The 18302-nt window shown below is 70.6% G+C and carries 15 protein-coding genes; 10 read left to right on the top strand and 5 right to left on the bottom strand.

All coding sequences use genetic code 11. From position 1 onward, the window contains the following. Window positions 1-202 precede the first annotated feature (202 nt). The 5 genes from ACIHCM_RS01130 (at window position 203) to ACIHCM_RS01110 (ending at window position 6556) form a co-directional block, all read left to right on the top strand. On the top strand, window positions 203-997 hold the full coding sequence (locus ACIHCM_RS01130; RefSeq protein WP_399887472.1) for a PspA/IM30 family protein: 795 nt from the start codon (window positions 203-205) through the stop codon (window positions 995-997). Between the two features lie 19 nt (window positions 998-1016). Beyond that, window positions 1017-1298: a hypothetical protein gene (locus tag ACIHCM_RS01125; protein WP_399887470.1), complete on the top strand. Its 282-nt coding sequence runs from the start codon at window positions 1017-1019 to the stop codon at window positions 1296-1298. A gap of 79 nt (window positions 1299-1377) precedes the next feature. After that, complete coding sequence (locus ACIHCM_RS01120; protein ID WP_399887468.1) at window positions 1378-2598, top strand: sensor histidine kinase; 1221 nt, start codon at window positions 1378-1380, stop codon at window positions 2596-2598. Further along, window positions 2595-3281, top strand: coding sequence for a response regulator (locus ACIHCM_RS01115; RefSeq protein WP_399887466.1), 687 nt, complete (start codon window positions 2595-2597; stop codon window positions 3279-3281). The genes ACIHCM_RS01120 and ACIHCM_RS01115 overlap by 4 nt, the downstream gene beginning before the upstream one ends. 155 nt (window positions 3282-3436) lie before the next feature. After that, a complete protein-coding gene (locus ACIHCM_RS01110) occupies window positions 3437-6556 on the top strand; it encodes an efflux RND transporter permease subunit (protein ID WP_399887464.1) in 3120 nt (1039 codons plus the stop codon). A 71-nt stretch (window positions 6557-6627) separates the two neighbouring features. On the opposite strand, the gene ACIHCM_RS01105 is transcribed toward ACIHCM_RS01110, so the two are convergent. Next, window positions 6628-8280: an IS1182 family transposase gene (locus ACIHCM_RS01105; RefSeq protein ID WP_399888673.1), complete on the bottom strand. Its 1653-nt coding sequence runs from the start codon at window positions 8278-8280 to the stop codon at window positions 6628-6630. A 136-nt stretch (window positions 8281-8416) separates the two neighbouring features. After that, a complete protein-coding gene (nadA, locus tag ACIHCM_RS01100) occupies window positions 8417-9601 on the bottom strand; it encodes a quinolinate synthase NadA (RefSeq protein WP_399887462.1) in 1185 nt (394 codons plus the stop codon). 340 nt (window positions 9602-9941) lie between these two features. Here nadA and ACIHCM_RS01095 point away from each other — a divergent pair, with 340 nt between their 5' ends. Beyond that, window positions 9942-10298 carry a HesB/IscA family protein gene (locus tag ACIHCM_RS01095; protein WP_399887460.1) on the top strand — a complete coding sequence of 119 codons (357 nt, stop codon included), beginning with the start codon at window positions 9942-9944 and terminating at the stop codon, window positions 10296-10298. A 70-nt stretch (window positions 10299-10368) separates the two neighbouring features. Here ACIHCM_RS01095 and ACIHCM_RS01090 read toward each other — a convergent pair whose 3' ends face one another. Together ACIHCM_RS01090 and ACIHCM_RS01085 are read right to left on the bottom strand one after the other, a co-directional pair. Beyond that, window positions 10369-12006, bottom strand: a complete 1638-nt coding sequence (locus tag ACIHCM_RS01090; RefSeq protein ID WP_399887458.1) for a hypothetical protein — start codon at window positions 12004-12006, stop codon at window positions 10369-10371. A gap of 114 nt (window positions 12007-12120) precedes the next feature. After that, window positions 12121-12330: a hypothetical protein gene (locus tag ACIHCM_RS01085; RefSeq protein WP_399887456.1), complete on the bottom strand. Its 210-nt coding sequence runs from the start codon at window positions 12328-12330 to the stop codon at window positions 12121-12123. Between the two features lie 186 nt (window positions 12331-12516). Here ACIHCM_RS01085 and ACIHCM_RS01080 point away from each other — a divergent pair, with 186 nt between their 5' ends. After that, complete coding sequence (locus tag ACIHCM_RS01080) at window positions 12517-13491, top strand: carbohydrate kinase family protein (RefSeq protein ID WP_399887454.1); 975 nt, start codon at window positions 12517-12519, stop codon at window positions 13489-13491. Between the two features lies 1 nt (window position 13492). On the opposite strand, the gene ACIHCM_RS01075 is transcribed toward ACIHCM_RS01080, so the two are convergent. Continuing rightward, on the bottom strand, window positions 13493-14869 hold the full coding sequence (locus ACIHCM_RS01075; RefSeq protein WP_399887452.1) for a cysteine desulfurase/sulfurtransferase TusA family protein: 1377 nt from the start codon (window positions 14867-14869) through the stop codon (window positions 13493-13495). Between the two features lie 305 nt (window positions 14870-15174). Between ACIHCM_RS01075 and coxB the strand changes: the two genes are divergently transcribed. From coxB to ACIHCM_RS01060, 3 genes are read left to right on the top strand one after another with little or no spacing between them, the layout of a single operon-like run. Continuing rightward, on the top strand, window positions 15175-16167 hold the full coding sequence (coxB, locus tag ACIHCM_RS01070; RefSeq protein ID WP_399887450.1) for a cytochrome c oxidase subunit II: 993 nt from the start codon (window positions 15175-15177) through the stop codon (window positions 16165-16167). Next, on the top strand, window positions 16164-17897 hold the full coding sequence (ctaD, locus tag ACIHCM_RS01065; protein WP_399887448.1) for a cytochrome c oxidase subunit I: 1734 nt from the start codon (window positions 16164-16166) through the stop codon (window positions 17895-17897). The genes coxB and ctaD overlap by 4 nt, the downstream gene beginning before the upstream one ends. Then, window positions 17894-18292, top strand: a complete 399-nt coding sequence (locus ACIHCM_RS01060) for a cytochrome c oxidase subunit 4 (protein ID WP_399887446.1) — start codon at window positions 17894-17896, stop codon at window positions 18290-18292. Before ctaD ends, ACIHCM_RS01060 begins: the two co-directional genes overlap by 4 nt. Window positions 18293-18302: the final 10 nt, after the last annotated feature.

Raw genomic sequence — 18302 nt, 5'->3', positions numbered from 1 at the left:
GTACGCTCCCGGGTCCCTCCGGATCCTCCGGGGCATACCCGGGGACCACCTACTCCCTACGCCGGAGCGGGAGCGCACTCACTCGTCCTTGGGGATGAGCGCATCCGTCCCCGAACAGTGCGGTAATGGATGCAGGGCCCGTACTGTGGGTTCTGTCGCAGAGCTGGAGCCGGAGTCCGTCAGAAGGGGGCGCGCGAAGCCCATGAGCGGTGTCATGAAGCGTATGGGGATGATCTTCCGCGCGAAGGCGAACAAGGCCCTTGACCGGGCCGAGGACCCGCGCGAGACCCTCGATTACTCGTACCAGAAGCAGCTGGAGCTGCTCCAGAAGGTCCGTCGCGGTGTCGCGGACGTGGCCACCTCGCGCAAGCGCCTGGAGCTCCAGCTGAACCAGCTGCAGACCCAGTCGACCAAGCTGGAGGACCAGGGCCGCAAGGCGCTCGCCCTGGGCCGTGAGGACCTGGCCCGCGAGGCGCTCTCCCGCCGGGCCGCCCTCCAGCAGCAGGTGACCGATCTGGAGACCCAGCACGCGACGCTCCAGGGCGAGGAGGAGAAGCTCACCCTGGCCGCCCAGCGGCTCCAGGCCAAGGTCGACGCCTTCCGCACCAAGAAGGAGACGATCAAGGCGACGTACACCGCGGCCCAGGCCCAGACCCGGATCGGGGAGGCCTTCACCGGCATCTCCGAGGAGATGGGCGACGTCGGCCTGGCCATCCAGCGCGCCGAGGACAAGACGGCCCAGCTCCAGGCCCGGGCCGGCGCGATCGACGAACTGCTGGCCTCGGGCGCGCTCGACGACCCCACGGGCATGGCGAAGGACGACATCCAGGCCGAGCTGGACCGCCTCTCCGGTGGTACGGATGTGGAGCTGGAGCTGCAGCGCATGAAGGCGGAGCTGGCCGGGGGCACCGGTGGCCAGCAGGCCATCGAGGGCGGCAAGGACCAGGCCGGCGCGCAGCAGCAGCCGCAGGACACCCCGCGCTTCGACAAGCAGTAGTCACTCACCGGAGGGCGACATGATCGTAAGGATCATGGGGGAGGGCCAGGTGAGGCTGGCCGACAGCCACCTCACCGAGCTGAACAAGCTGGACGACGAGCTCCTGGCGGAGATGGAGAACGGGGACGGCCCCGGCTTCCGCCGTACCCTCCAGGCCCTCCTCACCAAGGTCCGTGAACTGGGCGAGCCCCTCCCGGACGACTCCCTCGAACCCTCGGAACTGATACTCCCCTCCTCCGACGCGACCCTGGAGGAGGTCCGCGACATGCTCAGCGACGACGGCCTCATCCCCGGCGGCTGACGAACAGCGCGGGCCGGCCGGCGGGAGCATGGCCGGCCCCCGTTCCCAGCCCCGCGGCGTACCCGTACCGTTGGCAGCCGTGAGCACCCTCGAAAGCGCCCGTCGTCGTCTGAAGGCGCACCCCACGGCGCTGGACGCGGCGCTCGCGGCCGGCGTCCTGGCCTGCATGGTGGCCGGCTCCTTCGTGGACCCGCGCGACAAGCACGGCGTCGACTGGGTGCTGCGCACCCCGGAGACCCTCAGCCTCGTGCTGATGGTGCTCGCCGCCGGCGCCCTGGTGTTCCGCCGCCGCGCACCGCTGCGGATCCTCGGCCTCACCGGCACCTTCTCCGTCGTCGAGTTCGTCACCGGTGACCCCAGGGCCCCGGTCGCCATGGCCGCCGTGGTCGCCCTCTACACCGTCGCCGCCACCACCGACCGCTCGACCACCTGGCGCGTCGGCCTGCTCACCATGACCGTGCTGACCGGCGCCGCCATGCTCGCCGGCCCGCTGCCCTGGTACGCCCAGGAGAACCTCGCCGTCTTCGCCTGGAGCGGCATGGCCGCCGCTGGCGGCGACGCGGTCCGCAGCCGCCGGGACTTCGTGCAGGCCATCCGGGAGCGCGCCGAGAAGGCCGAGCGCACCCGTGAGGAGGAGGCCCGCCGCCGGGTCGCCGAGGAACGGCTGCGCATCGCCCGTGACCTGCACGACGTGGTCGCCCACCACATCGCCCTGGTCAACGTGCAGGCCGGGGTCGCCGCGCACGTCATGGACAGGCGCCCCGACCAGGCGAAGGAGGCCCTCGCGCACGTCCGCGAGGCCAGCCGCTCCGCGCTCAACGAGCTGCGTGCCACCGTCGGCCTGCTCCGCCAGTCCGACGACCCCGAGGCCCCGACCGAGCCCGCCCCCGGGCTGGACCGCCTCGATGAACTCGTCGGCACCTTCCGCAGCGCCGGCCTGCACGTCGAGGTCGCCCGCACCGACAGCGGCACCAGCCTCCCCGCCGCCGTCGACCTGGCCGCGTACCGGGTCATCCAGGAAGCGCTCACCAACGTCCAGAAGCACGCCGGTACGGCGGCGAGGGCCGAGGTCAGCGTCGTCCGCGTAGGGCCCAACATCGAGATCACCGTTCTCGACAACGGCTCCGGCGAGGACGACGGCCCGGTCTCGGGCGGTGGCCACGGACTGCTCGGCATGCGTGAGCGCGTCACCGCCCTGCGCGGCACCCTCACCACCGGCCCCCGATACGGCGGCGGCTTCCGCGTGCATGCGATCCTGCCGGTCAAGTCCCGCACCGCCTCAGCGAAGGACCCCGTATGACGATCCGTGTCCTGCTCGCCGACGACCAGGCGCTGCTCCGCAGCGCCTTCCGGGTGCTCGTCGACTCCGAGCCCGACATGGAGGTGGTCGGCGAGGCGTCCGACGGGGCGGAGGCGGTACGGCTGGCCAAGGAGCAGCGCGCCGACGTGGTCCTGATGGACATCCGGATGCCGGGCACCGACGGGCTCGCCGCCACCCGGATGATCAGCTCCGACCCCGGCCTCGCCCACGTCCGGATCGTCATCCTGACCACCTTCGAGGTCGACGACTACGTGGTGCAGTCGCTGCGCGCGGGCGCCTCCGGCTTCCTCGGCAAGGGATCCGAGCCGGAGGAGCTGCTCACGGCGATCCGTGTCGCGGCCGGCGGTGAGGCGCTGCTCTCCCCGGCCGCCACCAAGGGCCTGATCGCCCGTTTCCTCGCCCAGGGCGGCGACGGCCAGGACGCCGAGCGCGACCTCGCCCGCGCCGAGCGCCTCGACGCGCTGACCGTGCGCGAGCGCGAGGTGCTCGTACAGGTCGCGGGCGGGCACTCCAACGACGAGATCGCCGAGCGTCTGGAGGTCAGCCCGCTGACGGTGAAGACCCACGTCAACCGGGCCATGGCCAAGCTGGGCGCCCGCGACCGGGCGCAGCTGGTGGTGATCGCGTACGAGTCGGGGCTGGTACGTCCAAGGGTGGACTGACCCCGCCCCGCCGTACTGCGGCCGGAGTAGGCGCCGTATAAGGAAATGGACCCAGGGGCGACGGATCGACGGGGAGCGATGGCCCAGGGTGTAGGGACGGGCGCTCAGCTGTGCCCGCCGCTCCTGCTCAGGCCACGGAAGAGAGACGCTGACCCATGTCCTGGCTGTCCAGATTCAGCCTCGCGCAACGGGCCCTGATAGGGCTGATGTCGATCGTCGCGCTCGCCTTCGGTGCGATCGCGATCCCACAGCTCAAGCAGCAACTGCTGCCCACCATCGAACTGCCCATGGTGTCGGTGCTCGCGCCGTACCAGGGTGCGTCCCCGGACGTGGTCGAGAAGCAGGTCGTCGAGCCCATCGAGGCCAACCTCGAAGCCGTCGACGGCATCACGGGCGTCACCTCCACGGCGAGCGAGGGCAACGCCGTGATCATGGCGTCCTTCGACTACGGCAACAACACCGACCAGCTCGTCGCCGACGTCCAGCAGGCCGTCAACCGGGCCCGCGTCCAGCTCCCGGACGACGTCGACCCGCAGGTCATCGCCGGCTCGACGGACGACATCCCGACCGTCGTCCTGGCCGTCACCTCCGGCGAGGACCAGCAGGCGCTGGCCGACCGGCTGGACCGGACCGTCGTACCGGCGCTGAAGGACATCGACGGCGTCGGTCAGGTCACCGTCGACGGCGTGCGGGACCTCCAGGTCGCCGTCACCCCGGACGACCGCAAGCTGGCCCGGGCGGGCCTCACCGTCCAGAGCCTCGTCCAGGCCCTCCAGGCGGGCGGCGCCACCGTCCCGGCCGGCTCCTTCGACGAGGACGGCGGCAACCGCACCGTGCAGGTCGGCGGCGCCCTCACCTCGCTGCGGCAGATCGAGAACCTGATGATCACCGGCGAGGGCGCCGGAAAGCCCGTGCGGCTCGGCGCGGTCGCCGAGGTGACCGAGAAGCAGGCCAAGGCCGACTCCCTCACCCGTACCAACGGCAGGCCCAGCCTCGCCGTCGCCGTCACCATGGACCGCGACGGCAGCGCGGTCGCCATCTCCGAGGCGGTCGAGGACAAGCTGCCCGGGATGCGCGCGGACCTCGGTTCCGGCGCCACCGTCACGGTCGTCAGCGACCAGGGCCCGGCGGTGAGCAAGTCCATCTCGGGCCTCACCACGGAGGGCGGGCTCGGTCTGCTCTTCGCGGTCCTGGTGATCCTGGTCTTCCTGGCGTCGATCCGCTCGACGCTGGTCACGGCGGTCAGCATTCCGCTCTCCGTCGTGCTGGCCCTGATCGTGCTGTGGACGCGCGACCTGTCCCTGAACATGCTCACGCTGGGCGCCCTGACCATCGCCATCGGCCGGGTCGTCGACGACTCGATCGTGGTGCTGGAGAACATCAAGCGGCACCTCGGCTACGGCGAGGAGCGCCAGTCGGCCATCCTGAACGCCGTCCGTGAGGTGGCCGGCGCGGTGACGTCCTCGACGCTCACCACGGTCGCGGTGTTCCTGCCGATCGGTCTGGTAGGCGGCATGGTGGGCGAGCTGTTCGGCTCGTTCTCGCTGACCGTGACCGCCGCCCTGCTGGCCTCGCTGCTGGTCTCGCTGACGGTCGTACCGGTCCTGTCGTACTGGTTCCTGCGCGCACCCAAGGGCACCCCCGAGGACGCCGAGGAAGCGCGCCGCCAGGCGGAGCAGAAGGAGGCGAGGAGCAGGCTCCAGCGGTTCTACGTCCCCGTCCTGCGCTTCGCCACCCGGCGCCGCCTGACCAGCGTGGCCATCGCCGTCGTGGTGCTGATCGGCACCTTCGCCATGGCGCCGCTGCTGAAGACGAACTTCTTCGACCCGGGCGAGCAGGCGGTCCTCTCCGTCAAGCAGGAGCTGAAGCCCGGCACCAGCCTGGCCGCGACCGACGCCCAGGCGAAGAAGGTCGAGCAGCTGCTCGCCGGCACCGAGGGCGTCAAGGACTACCAGGTGACGGTCGGCTCCTCCGGCTTCATGGCCGCCTTCGGCGGCGGCACCGACACCAACCAGGCCTCGTACTCGGTGATGCTGGAGGACTCGGCGTCGTCCAAGGACGTCCAGGAGCGCGTCGACGCCGGCCTGAAGAAGCTCGACGGCATCGGCACGACCACCGTCTCGGTCGGTGACGGCTTCGGCAGCCAGGACCTCAGCGTGGTCGTGAAGGCGGCCGACGCGGACGTGCTGCGCGAGGCCTCCGAGCAGGTCCGCAAGACGGTGGCGGGTCTGGACGACGTCACGGACGTCACCAGCGACCTGGCGCAGAGCGTGCCGCGCATCTCCGTGACGGCCAAGCCCTCGGCGGCGGCCGCCGGGTTCGACGACCGGACGCTGGGCGCGGCCGTGGCCCAGGCGGTGCGGGGCACCACGGCGGGCACGGCGACGCTGGACGACACCGAGCGGGACATCGTCATCACCTCGGAGAAGCCGGCCGACACCCTCGCCGAGCTGCGCAGGCTGCCGCTCGGCCCGGTGCGGCTGGGTGACATCGCGACCGTGAAGGAGGTGGACGGGCCGGTCTCCATGACGCGGATCGACGGTCAGCGCGCGGCGACCGTCACCGCCAGGCCGACCGGCGACAACACGGGCGCGATCAGCACCGAGCTGCAGGGGAAGCTCGACAAGCTGGACCTCCCGGAGGGTGCCACCGTCCAGATCGGCGGCGTCACCGAGGACCAGGAAGAGGCCCAGGTCAACCTGATCCTGGCGATGCTGGCGGCCATCGCGATCGTCTTCATGCTGCTGGTCGCGACCTTCCGGTCGCTGGTCCAGCCGCTGATCCTGCTGGTCTCCATCCCGTTCGCCGCGACGGGCGCGATCGGCCTGCTGCTCGCGACCGACACCCCGATGGGCGTGCCCGCGATGATCGGCATGCTGATGCTGATCGGCATCGTGGTGACCAACGCGATCGTGCTGATCGACCTCATCAACCAGTACCGCAGGCAGGGGTACGGCGTCGTCGAGGCCGTGGTCGAGGGGGGCCGTCACCGGCTCCGCCCGATCCTGATGACCGCCCTGGCGACCATCTTCGCCCTGCTCCCGATGGCCCTGGGCCTCACCGGCGAGGGCGGCTTCATAGCCCAGCCGCTGGCGGTGGTCGTGATCGGCGGTCTGATCACGTCGACCCTGCTGACCCTGCTGCTGGTCCCGACGCTCTACGCGATGCTGGAGCTGCGCAAGGAGCGCCGGGCGAAGAAGCGGGCGGCGAAGCGGCAGGCGAAGTCGCAGACCCCGGCGGAGCCGAGGCCGGATCCGGAGCCGGCGCAGGTCTGACCGGATGACGAAGGGGGCCGCACCTGTCAGGACACCGTTGGCGAATGGCCCTTCGCTCAGCCCCACCGGGTCTATCCGGTGGGGCTGAGTGCTGCGAAGTGTGAGGTGCGGGTCGGGGCGAGTGGGGTGTCGGTGAGCCAGGCGTCGAGGCGGGCGAGGTTCATTCCGGCTGCAGTCAGCAGGTGTTGCAGATGGGTTTTGGAGTGGCCTCGGTAGCGGGATCTGCGCAGGCCGAAGGCGCGGACGCCTTGAGAGATGGTGCCTTCGATGCCGGCGCGGTGCCTGTAGCGCTGCTGCCACTGCTCGGTCTGCTGATCTCGTCTGGCTGTGCGTAGTGCTTCGTGTTCGTCCCGGTGCCGCAGGGTGATCTCTCGCCCCATGGAGGTGACACTGCGGGTGCACTCGTCGCGTGAGGGGCAGGGACGGCAGTCCGCGGGTGAGAAGCGGGCCCGGATCACGGGGCCTGCCGAGCGTCGCCCATCGTGCTGCCATTGAGTGCTCGTCCTGCCGTTCGGGCAGGTCACCCGCTTGTTGTCCCAGTCGACGGTGAAGTCGTCGATGGTGTAGCCGTTGTTCGCGGCGGCCTGCCATCCAGTGTTCACCGCAACCGGTCCCAGCAGTTCGATGCCGTGGTCGCGGCGGGCGGCCACCACGTGAGCGGCGTCGATGTAGCCGGCATCGACCAGGTGGACGTCAGGAACCAGGTCCCGCCGGGCCAAACCGTCGTGGATCTGGTCGGTGACCTCGACATCGGCAGCAGCGGCAGTGGTGGTCACCACCTGGGTGACCAGGTGCGGTGCATCGGGTTCGCAGGTCTCGGTCAGGTGGACTTTGTAGCCGCACCAGGCCCGGTCGCGCTTGGCACCGTTGCGGGCATCGGGCTCGTAGGGCGAGCGGATGCGTAACCGTCCCGGCGGGCAGTCCTGGGGTTTACGCCAACCCACTCCACCGTCGCTGACCTGGTATTCCTGCACCCACATCTGCCGCAGGAATGTCACCGCCGGAAGCTGCCGCAGCCAGGTGGGCGCATCAGGTGACCACACGGCTTGCAGCAGCGTCATGCCGTCCTGGCCGACCTGCTCGGCATGGCCGATGCGGGCGGCCCAGCGGCTGGGGAACTTCGTGTCTTCGGGGCGGGACGCATACCGGTCGAACCACTCCGGCGGCGCCAACTCGGCCAGCCACTGGGGGGCCGCTACCGCCAGCGCGTTCAGCGCCGCCCGCACCGTCTCGACCACGGACTCCAGCCGGTTCACCTCCCGCACCGCCGTCAGGACATGCGTGGCGTCACTGCGCTGTCGTCCGCCGGCCTTGAGTAGCCCGGCAGCCGAAGCGCTCTCCAGGACTGCGTCCAGCAACCGGGCCTCGGCACCACCGCCGATCAGCCGGTCGCGGAACTCGCTGAGCACGGAGAAGTCGAAACCAGGGTCGCTCAGCTCCAGGCCGAGGGCGTACTTCCAGTCGATCCTCGACCGCACCGCGTGCGCGGCTTGCCGGTCCGAAAGGCCCTCGGCGAACTGCAACACCGAGACCATCGCCAGCCTGCCGGGCGATGCCGCTGGCCGTCCCCGGTCGGAGAACAGCCGCGCGAACTCACCGTCCGCGAAGACCGGGCCGAGAACGTCACGCATCCGGACAGCCAGACAGCCCTTCGGAAAAGCCGCACGAGCCACCCTCGCTGTCTCCTCCGGCACATCCGCCGGCACCTCAGGACGCAACGACACCCTCAACCCCACCCCAAACACAACGTCGGCCTGCCCCACCAACGCGGTGGGACAGACCGACGTCACGTCGCAGGGGCCATTCGCCAACGGTGTCCTGTCAGGTGCGGCCCCCTTTCACGTCGGTGCGGCGCCGCGGCTACGGCAGCGCCAGCATCCGCTCCAGCGCGAGCTTCGCGAACGCCTCGGTCTCCTTGTCGACCTCGATGCGGTTGACCAGGTTGCCCTCGGCCAGGGACTCCAGGGCCCAGACGAGGTGGGGCAGGTCGATGCGGTTCATGGTCGAGCAGAAGCAGACCGTCTTGTCCAGGAAGACGATCTCCTTGCCCTCCGGAGCGAAACGGTTCGCCAGCCGGCGGACCAGGTTGAGCTCCGTGCCGATGGCCCACTTGGAGCCGGCCGGCGCGGCCTCCAGGGCCTTGATGATGTACTCCGTCGAGCCGACGTAGTCCGCGGCGGCCACCACCTCGTGCTTGCACTCCGGGTGGACCAGCACGTTCACGCCCGGGATGCGCGCACGGACGTCGTTGACCGAGTCGAGGCTGAAGCGGCCGTGCACCGAGCAGTGACCGCGCCACAGGATCATCCTGGCGGCCCGCAGCTCGTCGGTGGTCAGGCCGCCGTTCGGCTTGTGCGGGTTGTAGACGACGCAGTCGTCCAGCGACATGCCCATGTCCCGCACCGCCGTGTTGCGGCCGAGGTGCTGGTCGGGCAGGAACAGCACCTTCTCGCCCTGCTCGAACGCCCAGTCCAGGGCACGCTTGGCGTTGGACGAGGTGCAGATGGTGCCGCCGTGCTTGCCGGTGAAGGCCTTGATGTCGGCGGAGGAGTTCATGTACGAGACGGGCACGACCTGCTCGGCCACCCCGGCCTCGGTCAGCACGTCCCAGCACTCGGCCACCTGCTCGGCCGTCGCCATGTCGGCCATCGAGCACCCGGCGGCCAGGTCCGGCAGCACGACCTTCTGGTCGTCGCCGGTCAGGATGTCCGCGGACTCGGCCATGAAGTGCACGCCGCAGAAGACGATGTACTCGGCCTCCGGGCGCGCCGCCGCGTCCCTGGCCAGCTTGAAGGAGTCGCCCGTGACGTCCGCGAACTGGATGACCTCGTCGCGCTGGTAGTGGTGGCCGAGCACGAAGACCTTGTCACCCAGCTTCTCCTTGGCCGCGCGGGCGCGCATCACCAGGTCCGGGTCGGACGGCGAGGGCAGGTCACCGGGACACTCGACGCCGCGCTCGCTCCTCGGGTCGGCCTCACGGCCGAGCAGCAGCAGGGCGAGGGGCGTCGGCTGTACGTCGAGCTCCTGGGTCTGGGCGGTGGTCACGACACGCACCCTTTCTGTTCTGCGGCTCGTCGACCGGGGGAGCCGGACCGACGGGACATACGGGACATCTCTTCGACTTTTCGTCGGAATGACGCTATCTATCATAACCTCTTCACGTCAGTTTGACGATGGCCATAGTGTCGGTGTGACGTGAATCCCGACACCTCGCTGTCGAATGCCGTTGCCCCGCTGTCCACGGGCCGCTGTGCGTCCACGGGGGCATGTGCGAGCATGAAGAGGGCGCCAAGGAGAAGACACGGGCCCGGCCCGGAATGAATCCGCGTCCCCGCCGGTTGCAACCGTCGGCAAGCAGTCTCCGTACAACCCGGGAGAGATGTAGATGTCCGTATCGGACGAGTCCACCACCGTCACCGACGGCATCATCGTGACCGACGCCGCCGCGTCCAAGGTGAAGGCGCTGCTCGACCAGGAAGGCCGTGACGACCTCGCGCTGCGCGTCGCCGTCCAGCCCGGCGGCTGCTCCGGCCTGCGCTACCAGCTCTTCTTCGACGAGCGCTCGCTCGACGGCGACGTGGAGAAGGACTTCGGTGGGGTCAAGGTCGTCACCGACCGGATGAGCGCTCCGTACCTGGGCGGCGCCACCATCGACTTCGTGGACACCATCGAGAAGCAGGGCTTCACGATCGACAACCCGAACGCGACGGGTTCCTGCGCCTGCGGCGACTCCTTCAGCTGAGCGGCCGCGTCCACGGCAGAAGTGAAGGCGGCGGCCCCCTCTCCGGGGGCCGCCGCCTTCATGTGCCGGGTCAGCGGGGCAGTCGCGCCCCCGGCTTCTCCAGCGGCACGCCCTTGCCGTCCGCGCCGACCACCTTCCGGTCGCCGAGCGGCTCCTGCAGTTGCACGGTCCGGTACTGGACCTTGGCGATCATGATGCAGACCGCGTCCTTCCAGGGCCTCGCCGTCACCGTCACCGTCACCTTGCCGGGCCCCTCGACCGCCTTCGCGTCGTAGTCGGCACACACGCCGCCCGTGAAGCTCACGGTCAGCTCCCGGCCCTCGGCGGTGTAGCCCTCCACCCGGACGTCACGGGTGCTCGGCGCGTCCCCGGGCTCCGACGGCCGCGGGCTGGGCTGCCCCTGCGGCGGCGCCGGGCTCAGGTACTTCGGGTCGATCGCCGGATACGTCACCGTGAAGCTGTCCTGCGCCCCCGGCGCCCGCACCTCGAACAGCCAGGACGGCACCAGTGCCGGCCGCGCGCCCACGGAGTGCGAGGCCAGCCCGAACACCGCTTCCTTAACGGCGATCCGCTCCCGCTGCGGAGCACCGGGCACCTCCTCGCAGGGCGCTGCCGGCCGCTCACCCTCCAGCGGTACGGGACTGGCGCAGCCCCCGACGCCGGCTCGCGGGGCGGGTCCCTGCGCCGCGTTCATCAGCTCCAGCGTCCGCTCCGCGCTCAGCACCGGGTACGCCGCCCCCTCCTGCGGCGCCGTCAACTGGCCGCTCGCGGCCACCACGTCGCCCTGGGCGCCGACCGTGACGCCCGTCGGCCATCCGTACGTCGGCAGCCCGCCGACCACCGGATCGGCGTTCACCACCCGCTGGGCACCCATGACCTGACCGGCGTCCACCTTCGCGGTGTCCTGGCCGACCGCCTTCAGGATCGGCGCGGCCGCCTCCCGTGCCGCCGCCTCGCTCACCGGGTCGGCGGAACCGGAGGAGGGGTTCTTGGCGCACGTCGTGGTGCCCCGGCAGTCGTCGGTGCCGGGGGCGTGGCGGTGGAAGGTCCAGGTGCCGGGCGCCTGCCGGTTCACCTGAAGGGCCGGGCCCTGACCGTCGCCGCCCCCGATCCGCCAGGCCTGCCCCTCGGCGACCGGCGTCCCGTCGAGGCCGAGCGCCCCGGCGAGCCTCGCCACGTCCTCCTTGCCGACCTCGCCCTCCGGCCAGTGCACGGCAGCCGAACCCGGGCCTTCGGGAAGGCCGCCGCCGGCCTGGTAGACGACGCCGTCGGGGTCGGGTTCGCCGGGTGCGATGCCGTCCGGGGCGGCGGAGGAGTAGCCGTCGAGGGCGAGCGGCGGGGGAGTGCCGTCGCCCGCCGGGGCGCCGGAGCCCGCGCCGCCGCCGGAGCCGCCGCCGGCCGAAGCGGCGAGGTAGGCGCCGCCGCCTCCGGCCAGCAGCACGGCGGCGGCGACGGAGGCGATGACGGCGGGGGAGCGGCGCCGGGCGGGCCGGTGGGCGTCGTGATCCCCCGCGACGTGCTCCTCCTCCGGGGCCGGGGCCTGCGCCCCCTCCGGGGCCTGCGCCCCCTCCGGGGCCTGCGCGTCCCGGTCCGTGTCCTGCGAAGCCTTTGGTGAGGTCCCGCCGTCCCGCTCGTCCTCGTTCCGCTCGGCGGCGCCGGTCCCGCCCGCGACGTCGTCGTCGCCGTTGTCGGGTCGCTCGGTGTTCACCGCATCGCTCCTTCGGCTGCACAGCTCACGCTGAGAGGTCGTATCGCGTATCCCCTTCCCGGGGGACAGCGATGGGACGCAGCGGGGGAGCGCGCGGTTCCCTAAAGGGGGCGCTCAGTCGCCGTAGTCGGACATCGCGTCCAGCAGCCGGGCCGACTTCGGCGGCACGGTCACGCCGTGGATCAGCGACGGCGGGACCGGGCGGGCGGCGTGCCGGTCGGGCGCCGACCAGTGCGGCACCATCCGGGCGCAGTCGCCGCGCAGCGAGGCCAGGTCACCCTCCAGGTCGACGGGGGTGGGAGCCGGGGCGTCGAGTTTCGTCATAGCGGCACCGTAGGCACGTCCAGGCAGGCGAAGAAAGATCTACTATTGGGTAGTTTTCGCCGCTTCGAAGCCGCGCGTCCCCCTTCCGGACAGTACTTCGCGCCCATCCGGCCATCCGCTTCAACGGCGCCACCGCAACCGGGTAGCGTGAATCGTCAACCCCCTCCACCCGGGAGATTCCACGCCGTGCGCATCGCAGTCACCGGCTCCATCGCCACCGACCACCTCATGACCTTCCCCGGCCGCTTCGCCGACCAGTTCGTCGCGGACCAGCTGCACACGGTCTCGCTGTCGTTCCTGGTCGACAAGCTCGATGTCCGCCGGGGTGGCGTGGGCGCCAACATCGCCTTCGGCATGGGCCAGCTCGGCACCCGGCCGATCCTGGTCGGCGCCGCGGGCGCCGACTTCGACGAATACCGTGCCTGGCTGGACCGGCACGGCGTCGACACGGCCTCCGTGCGCATCTCCGAGACCCTGCACACGGCCCGTTTCGTGTGCACCACGGACGCCGACCACAACCAGATCGGCTCGTTCTACACCGGCGCCATGAGCGAGGCCCGCCTGATCGAGCTGAAGACCGTCGCCGACCGGGTCGGCGGTCTCGACCTCGTGCTGATCGGTGCCGACGACCCGGAGGCGATGCTCCGGCACACCGAGGAGTGCCGCTCCCGGGACATCCCGTTCGCCGCCGACTTCTCCCAGCAGATCGCCCGCATGAACGGCGAGGAGATCCGGATCCTGCTGGACGGGGCGACGTACCTCTTCTCCAACGAGTACGAGAAGGGCCTCATCGAGTCGAAGACCGGCTGGAGCGACGAGGAGATCCTCGGCAAGGTCGGCCACCGCGTCACCACCCTCGGCGCCCGGGGCGTCCGCATCGAGCGGGCCGGCGAGGACCCGATCGAGGTCGGCTGCCCGGAGGAGGAGCGCAAGCTCGAGCCCACCGGCGTCGGCGACGCCTTCCGCGCCGGCTTCCTGTCCGGCCTGGTCTGGGGCGTCGGCCTGGAGCGCTCCGCGCAGGTCGGCTGCATGCTGGCCACGCTGGTCATCGAGACGGTCGGCACCCAGGAGTACGCCCTGCGCCGCGCCCACTTCATGGACCGCTTCACCAAGGCGTACGGCCATGACGCGGCCGACGAGGTCCGCACGCACCTGAGCTGATCTACACCTGCCGGCGGACCATGTGGGCCGTGCCGCGGTCCGCCGGCTCCTCACCCACGTACTCCTGGCCCCGCATCGCGCACCACGCCGGGATGTCCAGCCGGGCCGCCTCGTCGTCCGCGAGGACCCGGACCGTGCCGCCCACGGGCACGTCCCCGATGACCTTGGCCAGCTCGATCACCGGGACGGGGCACAGCTTGCCCACCGCGTCGACGACGAGCGCGTCGTCCTCCACGACCGTGCGGGGCGCCGGCGCCCCGAGCTTGTCCCGTACCGCCGCGACCGCCCCCGGCAGCACCTGGAGGAACCGGTCGACGTCCGCCTCCGGCGCCCCGAGGGGCAGCGACACCCGCACGTTCCCCTCGCTCAGCACCCCCATCGCCTTGAGCACATGGCTCGGCGTCAGCGTGCTGCTCGTGCAGGACGACCCGGACGAGACGGAGAAGCCGGCGCGGTCCAACTCGTGCAGCAGGGTCTCCCCGTCGACATAGAGACATGAGAAGGTGACGATCCCCGGCAGCCGCCGCTCCGGATCGCCCACCACCTCGACGTCCCCCAGCAGTTCCGGGACCCGCCTCCGGATCCGCTCCGTCAGCTCCCGCAGCCGTACGGCCTCCTGGGCCGCCTCGGTCCGCACGGCCCGCAGCGAGGCCGCCGCCGCGACGACCGCCGGGATGTTCTCGAACCCGGCGGCCCGCCCCGACTCCCGCTCGTCCGCGGGCCCTTGAGGCGCGAACCGCACTCCCTTGCGCACCGCCAGCAGCCCCACCCCCGACGGCCCGCCCCACTTGTGGGCACTCCCCGTCAGCAGCGACCAGTCACCCGCCACCGGCCCCCACGCCAGTGACTGCGCCGCGTCCACCAGCAGGGGCACCCCGGCCTCCCGGCACACCGACGCCACCTCGGCCACCGGCTGCACGGTCCCGACCTCGTGGTTGGCGGACTGCAGACACGCCAGCGCGGTGTCGGGCCGCAGCGCCTCGGCGTACCCGCCGGCACGCACCGCGCCCTCCCGGTCCACCGCCACCTGCGTGGCCGTACCGCCCTCCCGCTCGTGCACCTCCGCCGCATGGAGCACCGAGGAGTGTTCGACCGCTGACACGATCAGGTGACGCCCGGCGCGCCGACGTCCGGCCAGAGCACCCGCGATCCCCGTGTGCACGGCGCGCGTTCCGGAGGAGGTGAACACCAGCTCGTCCGGCCGGCACCCCACCGCCTCCGCGGCCGCCTCCCGGGCGGCGTCCAGCAGCATCCGCGCCCGCCGCCCCTCCCGGTACAGCCGCGCGGGGTCGGCCCACCCCTCGTCGAGGGCGGCCAGGAGCGCCTGCCGCGCGACGGGGTGGAGGGGAGCGGAGGAGGCGGTGTCGAAGTAGGGCATACGGCAACGCTAAGCGCCCCGCCGGGGCGCGGGGAACCGGCGACGGCCCCCACTCGCCCGAGAACCCGCTGGTCCGGGTCGTCACGCGCGCCGAACCCACCGTCAGAACCAGCCCAGAGCCGGGCAACCGACCCCTTCGGCTGACCCGGCGGCGCGTTCGGGCACCCTCCCCGCGAACCCCCGGAGGGCGTCGGCTAGGGTTTGGTCCGCATAAACATCCAAACCCCTGCCCGACGCAGGGCGGCGACCGACCAGCGAGAAGGCCGCAGCCGACCGCGCGGGCGAGACTCTCGGGAAGGCGCTACGTGAGTCCCAACGGCTCCGACCTCCCCCGCAGCCCGGAAGGCGCGGGTGGTACCCCCACGCCGCGGCGCCCGATGCGGCGGAAGCTGCTGCAGGCACTGACCGCGGGCCTGGTCCTGGCGACCGCCACCGGTTGCACATGGGAGGACTTCCCCCGCCTCGGTATGCCCACCCCCACCACGGAAGAGGCGCCGATCGTCCTCTCCCTGTGGCAGGGCTCCTGGGCTGCCGCGCTCGCCGTCGGCGTGCTGGTGTGGGGCCTCATCCTGTGGAGTGCGATCTTCCACCGGCGCAGTCGCACCAAGGTGGAGATCCCTCCGCAGACCCGGTACAACGTTCCGATCGAGGCGCTGTACACGGTGGTCCCGATCATCATCGTCTCGGTCCTCTTCTACTTCACGGCGCGCGACGAGACGAAGCTCCTCGACATGTCGAAGAAGCCCGACGTCACGGTCAACGTGGTCGGCTTCCAGTGGAGCTGGTGCTTCAACTACGTCGAGAACGTCGAAGGTTCCACGGGCAACGCCAAGACGGCCCCCGCGCTGGACGCCATTCCGAAGCGGTACAAGGACGAGTTCCCGGCGGACGCCGGCGGGGTCTACGCCTGCGGTACGCCGGGTGAGCGGAACCCGCAGACGGGTAACCCGGGCCCCACCCTCTGGCTTCCGGAGGGCAAGACGGTCCGCTTCGTACTCACGTCGCGTGACGTCATCCACTCCTTCTGGGTGGTGCCGTTCCTGATGAAGCAGGACGTCATCCCCGGCCACACCAACGCCTTCCAGGTGACCCCCAACAGGCAGGGCACCTTCCTGGGCAAGTGCGCGGAGCTGTGCGGCGTCGACCACTCCCGGATGCTGTTCAACGTGAAGGTCGTCTCTCCGGAGCGCTACGAGCAGCACCTCAAGGACCTCGCCAAGAAGGGGCAGACCGGTTACGTTCCCGCGGGCATCGAGCAGACGCCTCACGAGAAGAACCGGGAGACGAACCAACTGTGAGCATCCTCAACGAACCCGCGGGTGCCGCCGAGGCCGGCTCGTACGAGAACGAGCTGCCGGTGCGGCGCAAGCAGCCCGGCAACGCCGTGGTGAAGTGGCTGACGACCACCGACCACAAGACGATCGGCACGCTGTACCTGATCACGTCGTTCGCGTTCTTCTGCATCGGCGGTGTGATGGCGCTCCTCATGCGCGCCGAGCTCGCCCGCCCGGGTACGCAGATCATGTCGAACGAGCAGTTCAACCAGGCGTTCACGATGCACGGCACGATCATGCTGCTGATGTTCGCGACGCCGCTGTTCGCCGGCTTCGCGAACTGGATCATGCCGCTGCAGATCGGCGCCCCGGACGTGGCGTTCCCGCGGCTGAACATGTTCGCCTACTGGCTCTACCTGTTCGGCTCGCTGATCGCGGTGGGCGGCTTCCTCACCCCCAACGGCGCGGCGAGCTTCGGCTGGTTCGCCTACTCCCCGCTGTCGGACGCGGTCCGCTCGCCCGGCATCGGCTCCGACATGTGGATCATGGGCCTGGCCTTGTCCGGCTTCGGCACCATCCTCGGCTCGGTCAACTTCATCACCACGATCATCTGCATGCGCGCCCCCGGCATGACGATGTTCCGCATGCCGATCTTCACCTGGAACGTGCTGCTGACCGGTGTCCTGGTCCTGCTCGCCTTCCCGGTCCTGGCGGCGGCCCTGTTCGCGCTGGAGGCGGACCGCAAGTTCGGCGCGCACATCTTCGACGCGTCCAACGGCGGAGCACTGCTGTGGCAGCACCTCTTCTGGTTCTTCGGGCACCCAGAGGTGTACATCATCGCGCTGCCGTTCTTCGGCATCATCAGTGAGGTCATCCCGGTCTTCTCCCGCAAGCCGATGTTCGGCTACTCGGGCCTGATCGCGGCGACCATCGCGATCGCGGGTCTGTCCGTGACGGTGTGGGCCCACCACATGTACGTCACCGGCGGTGTGCTGCTGCCGTTCTTCGCCTTCATGACGTTCCTCATCGCGGTGCCGACCGGTGTGAAGTTCTTCAACTGGCTCGGCACGATGTGGAAGGGCTCGCTGTCCTTCGAGACACCGATGCTCTGGGCGACCGGCTTCCTGATCACCTTCACCTTCGGTGGTCTGACGGGCGTCATCCTGGCCTCGCCGCCGTTGGACTTCCACGTCTCCGACTCGTACTTCGTGGTGGCGCACTTCCACTACGTCGTCTTCGGCACCGTCGTCTTCGCGATGTTCTCCGGCTTCCACTTCTGGTGGCCGAAGTGGACCGGCAAGATGCTCGACGAGCGGCTCGGCAAGATCACCTTCTGGACGCTGTTCGTCGGCTTCCACGGCACCTTCCTGGTCCAGCACTGGCTGGGCGCCGAGGGCATGCCGCGCCGGTACGCCGACTACCTGGCGGCCGACGGCTTCACCGGCCTGAACATGGTCTCGACGATCAGCTCCTTCGTGCTGGGCCTGTCGATGCTCCCGTTCCTCTACAACGTGTGGAAGACGGCGAAGTACGGCAAGCCGGTCGGCGTCGACGACCCCTGGGGCTACGGCCGCTCCCTGGAGTGGGCGACGTCCTGCCCGCCGCCGCGGCACAACTTCCTCACCCTGCCGCGGATCCGCAGCGAATCCCCGGCGTTCGACCTGCACCACCCCGACATCGCCGCGCTCGAGGAGCTCGGTCACGGCGGGCACGGTGCCAGCGCCCTGGCGGGTAGCAAGGAGGCCGGCAAGTGAAGATCCAGGGCAAGATGTTCATCTGGCTGAGCGTCTTCATCCTCGCCATGGCGATCGTCTATGGCTTGTGGTCGAAGGAGCCGGCCGGTACCACGGCCCTCTTCCTGGCCTTCGGCCTGGCCATCATGATCGGCTTCTACCTGGGCTTCACCGCCAAGCGGGTCGACACCGGCGCCCAGGACAACAAGGAGGCCGACGTCGCGGACGACGCGGGCGAGCTGGGCTTCTTCAGCCCGCACAGCTGGCAGCCGCTGTCCCTCGGCATCGGTGGCGCCCTCGCCTTCCTGGGTGTCGCGGTCGGCTGGTGGCTGCTGTACTTCTCCGCCCCGCTGATCCTGATCGGCCTCTGGGGCTGGGTCTTCGAGTACTACCGCGGTGAGAACCGCACCCAGTAGACGGCGCCCG

The sequence above is a fragment of the Streptomyces sp. NPDC052023 genome, from assembly GCF_044548465.1.
In the GTDB taxonomy this organism is placed as follows: domain Bacteria; phylum Actinomycetota; class Actinomycetes; order Streptomycetales; family Streptomycetaceae; genus Streptomyces.
This window is presented reverse-complemented; position numbering and strand designations above follow the sequence as displayed.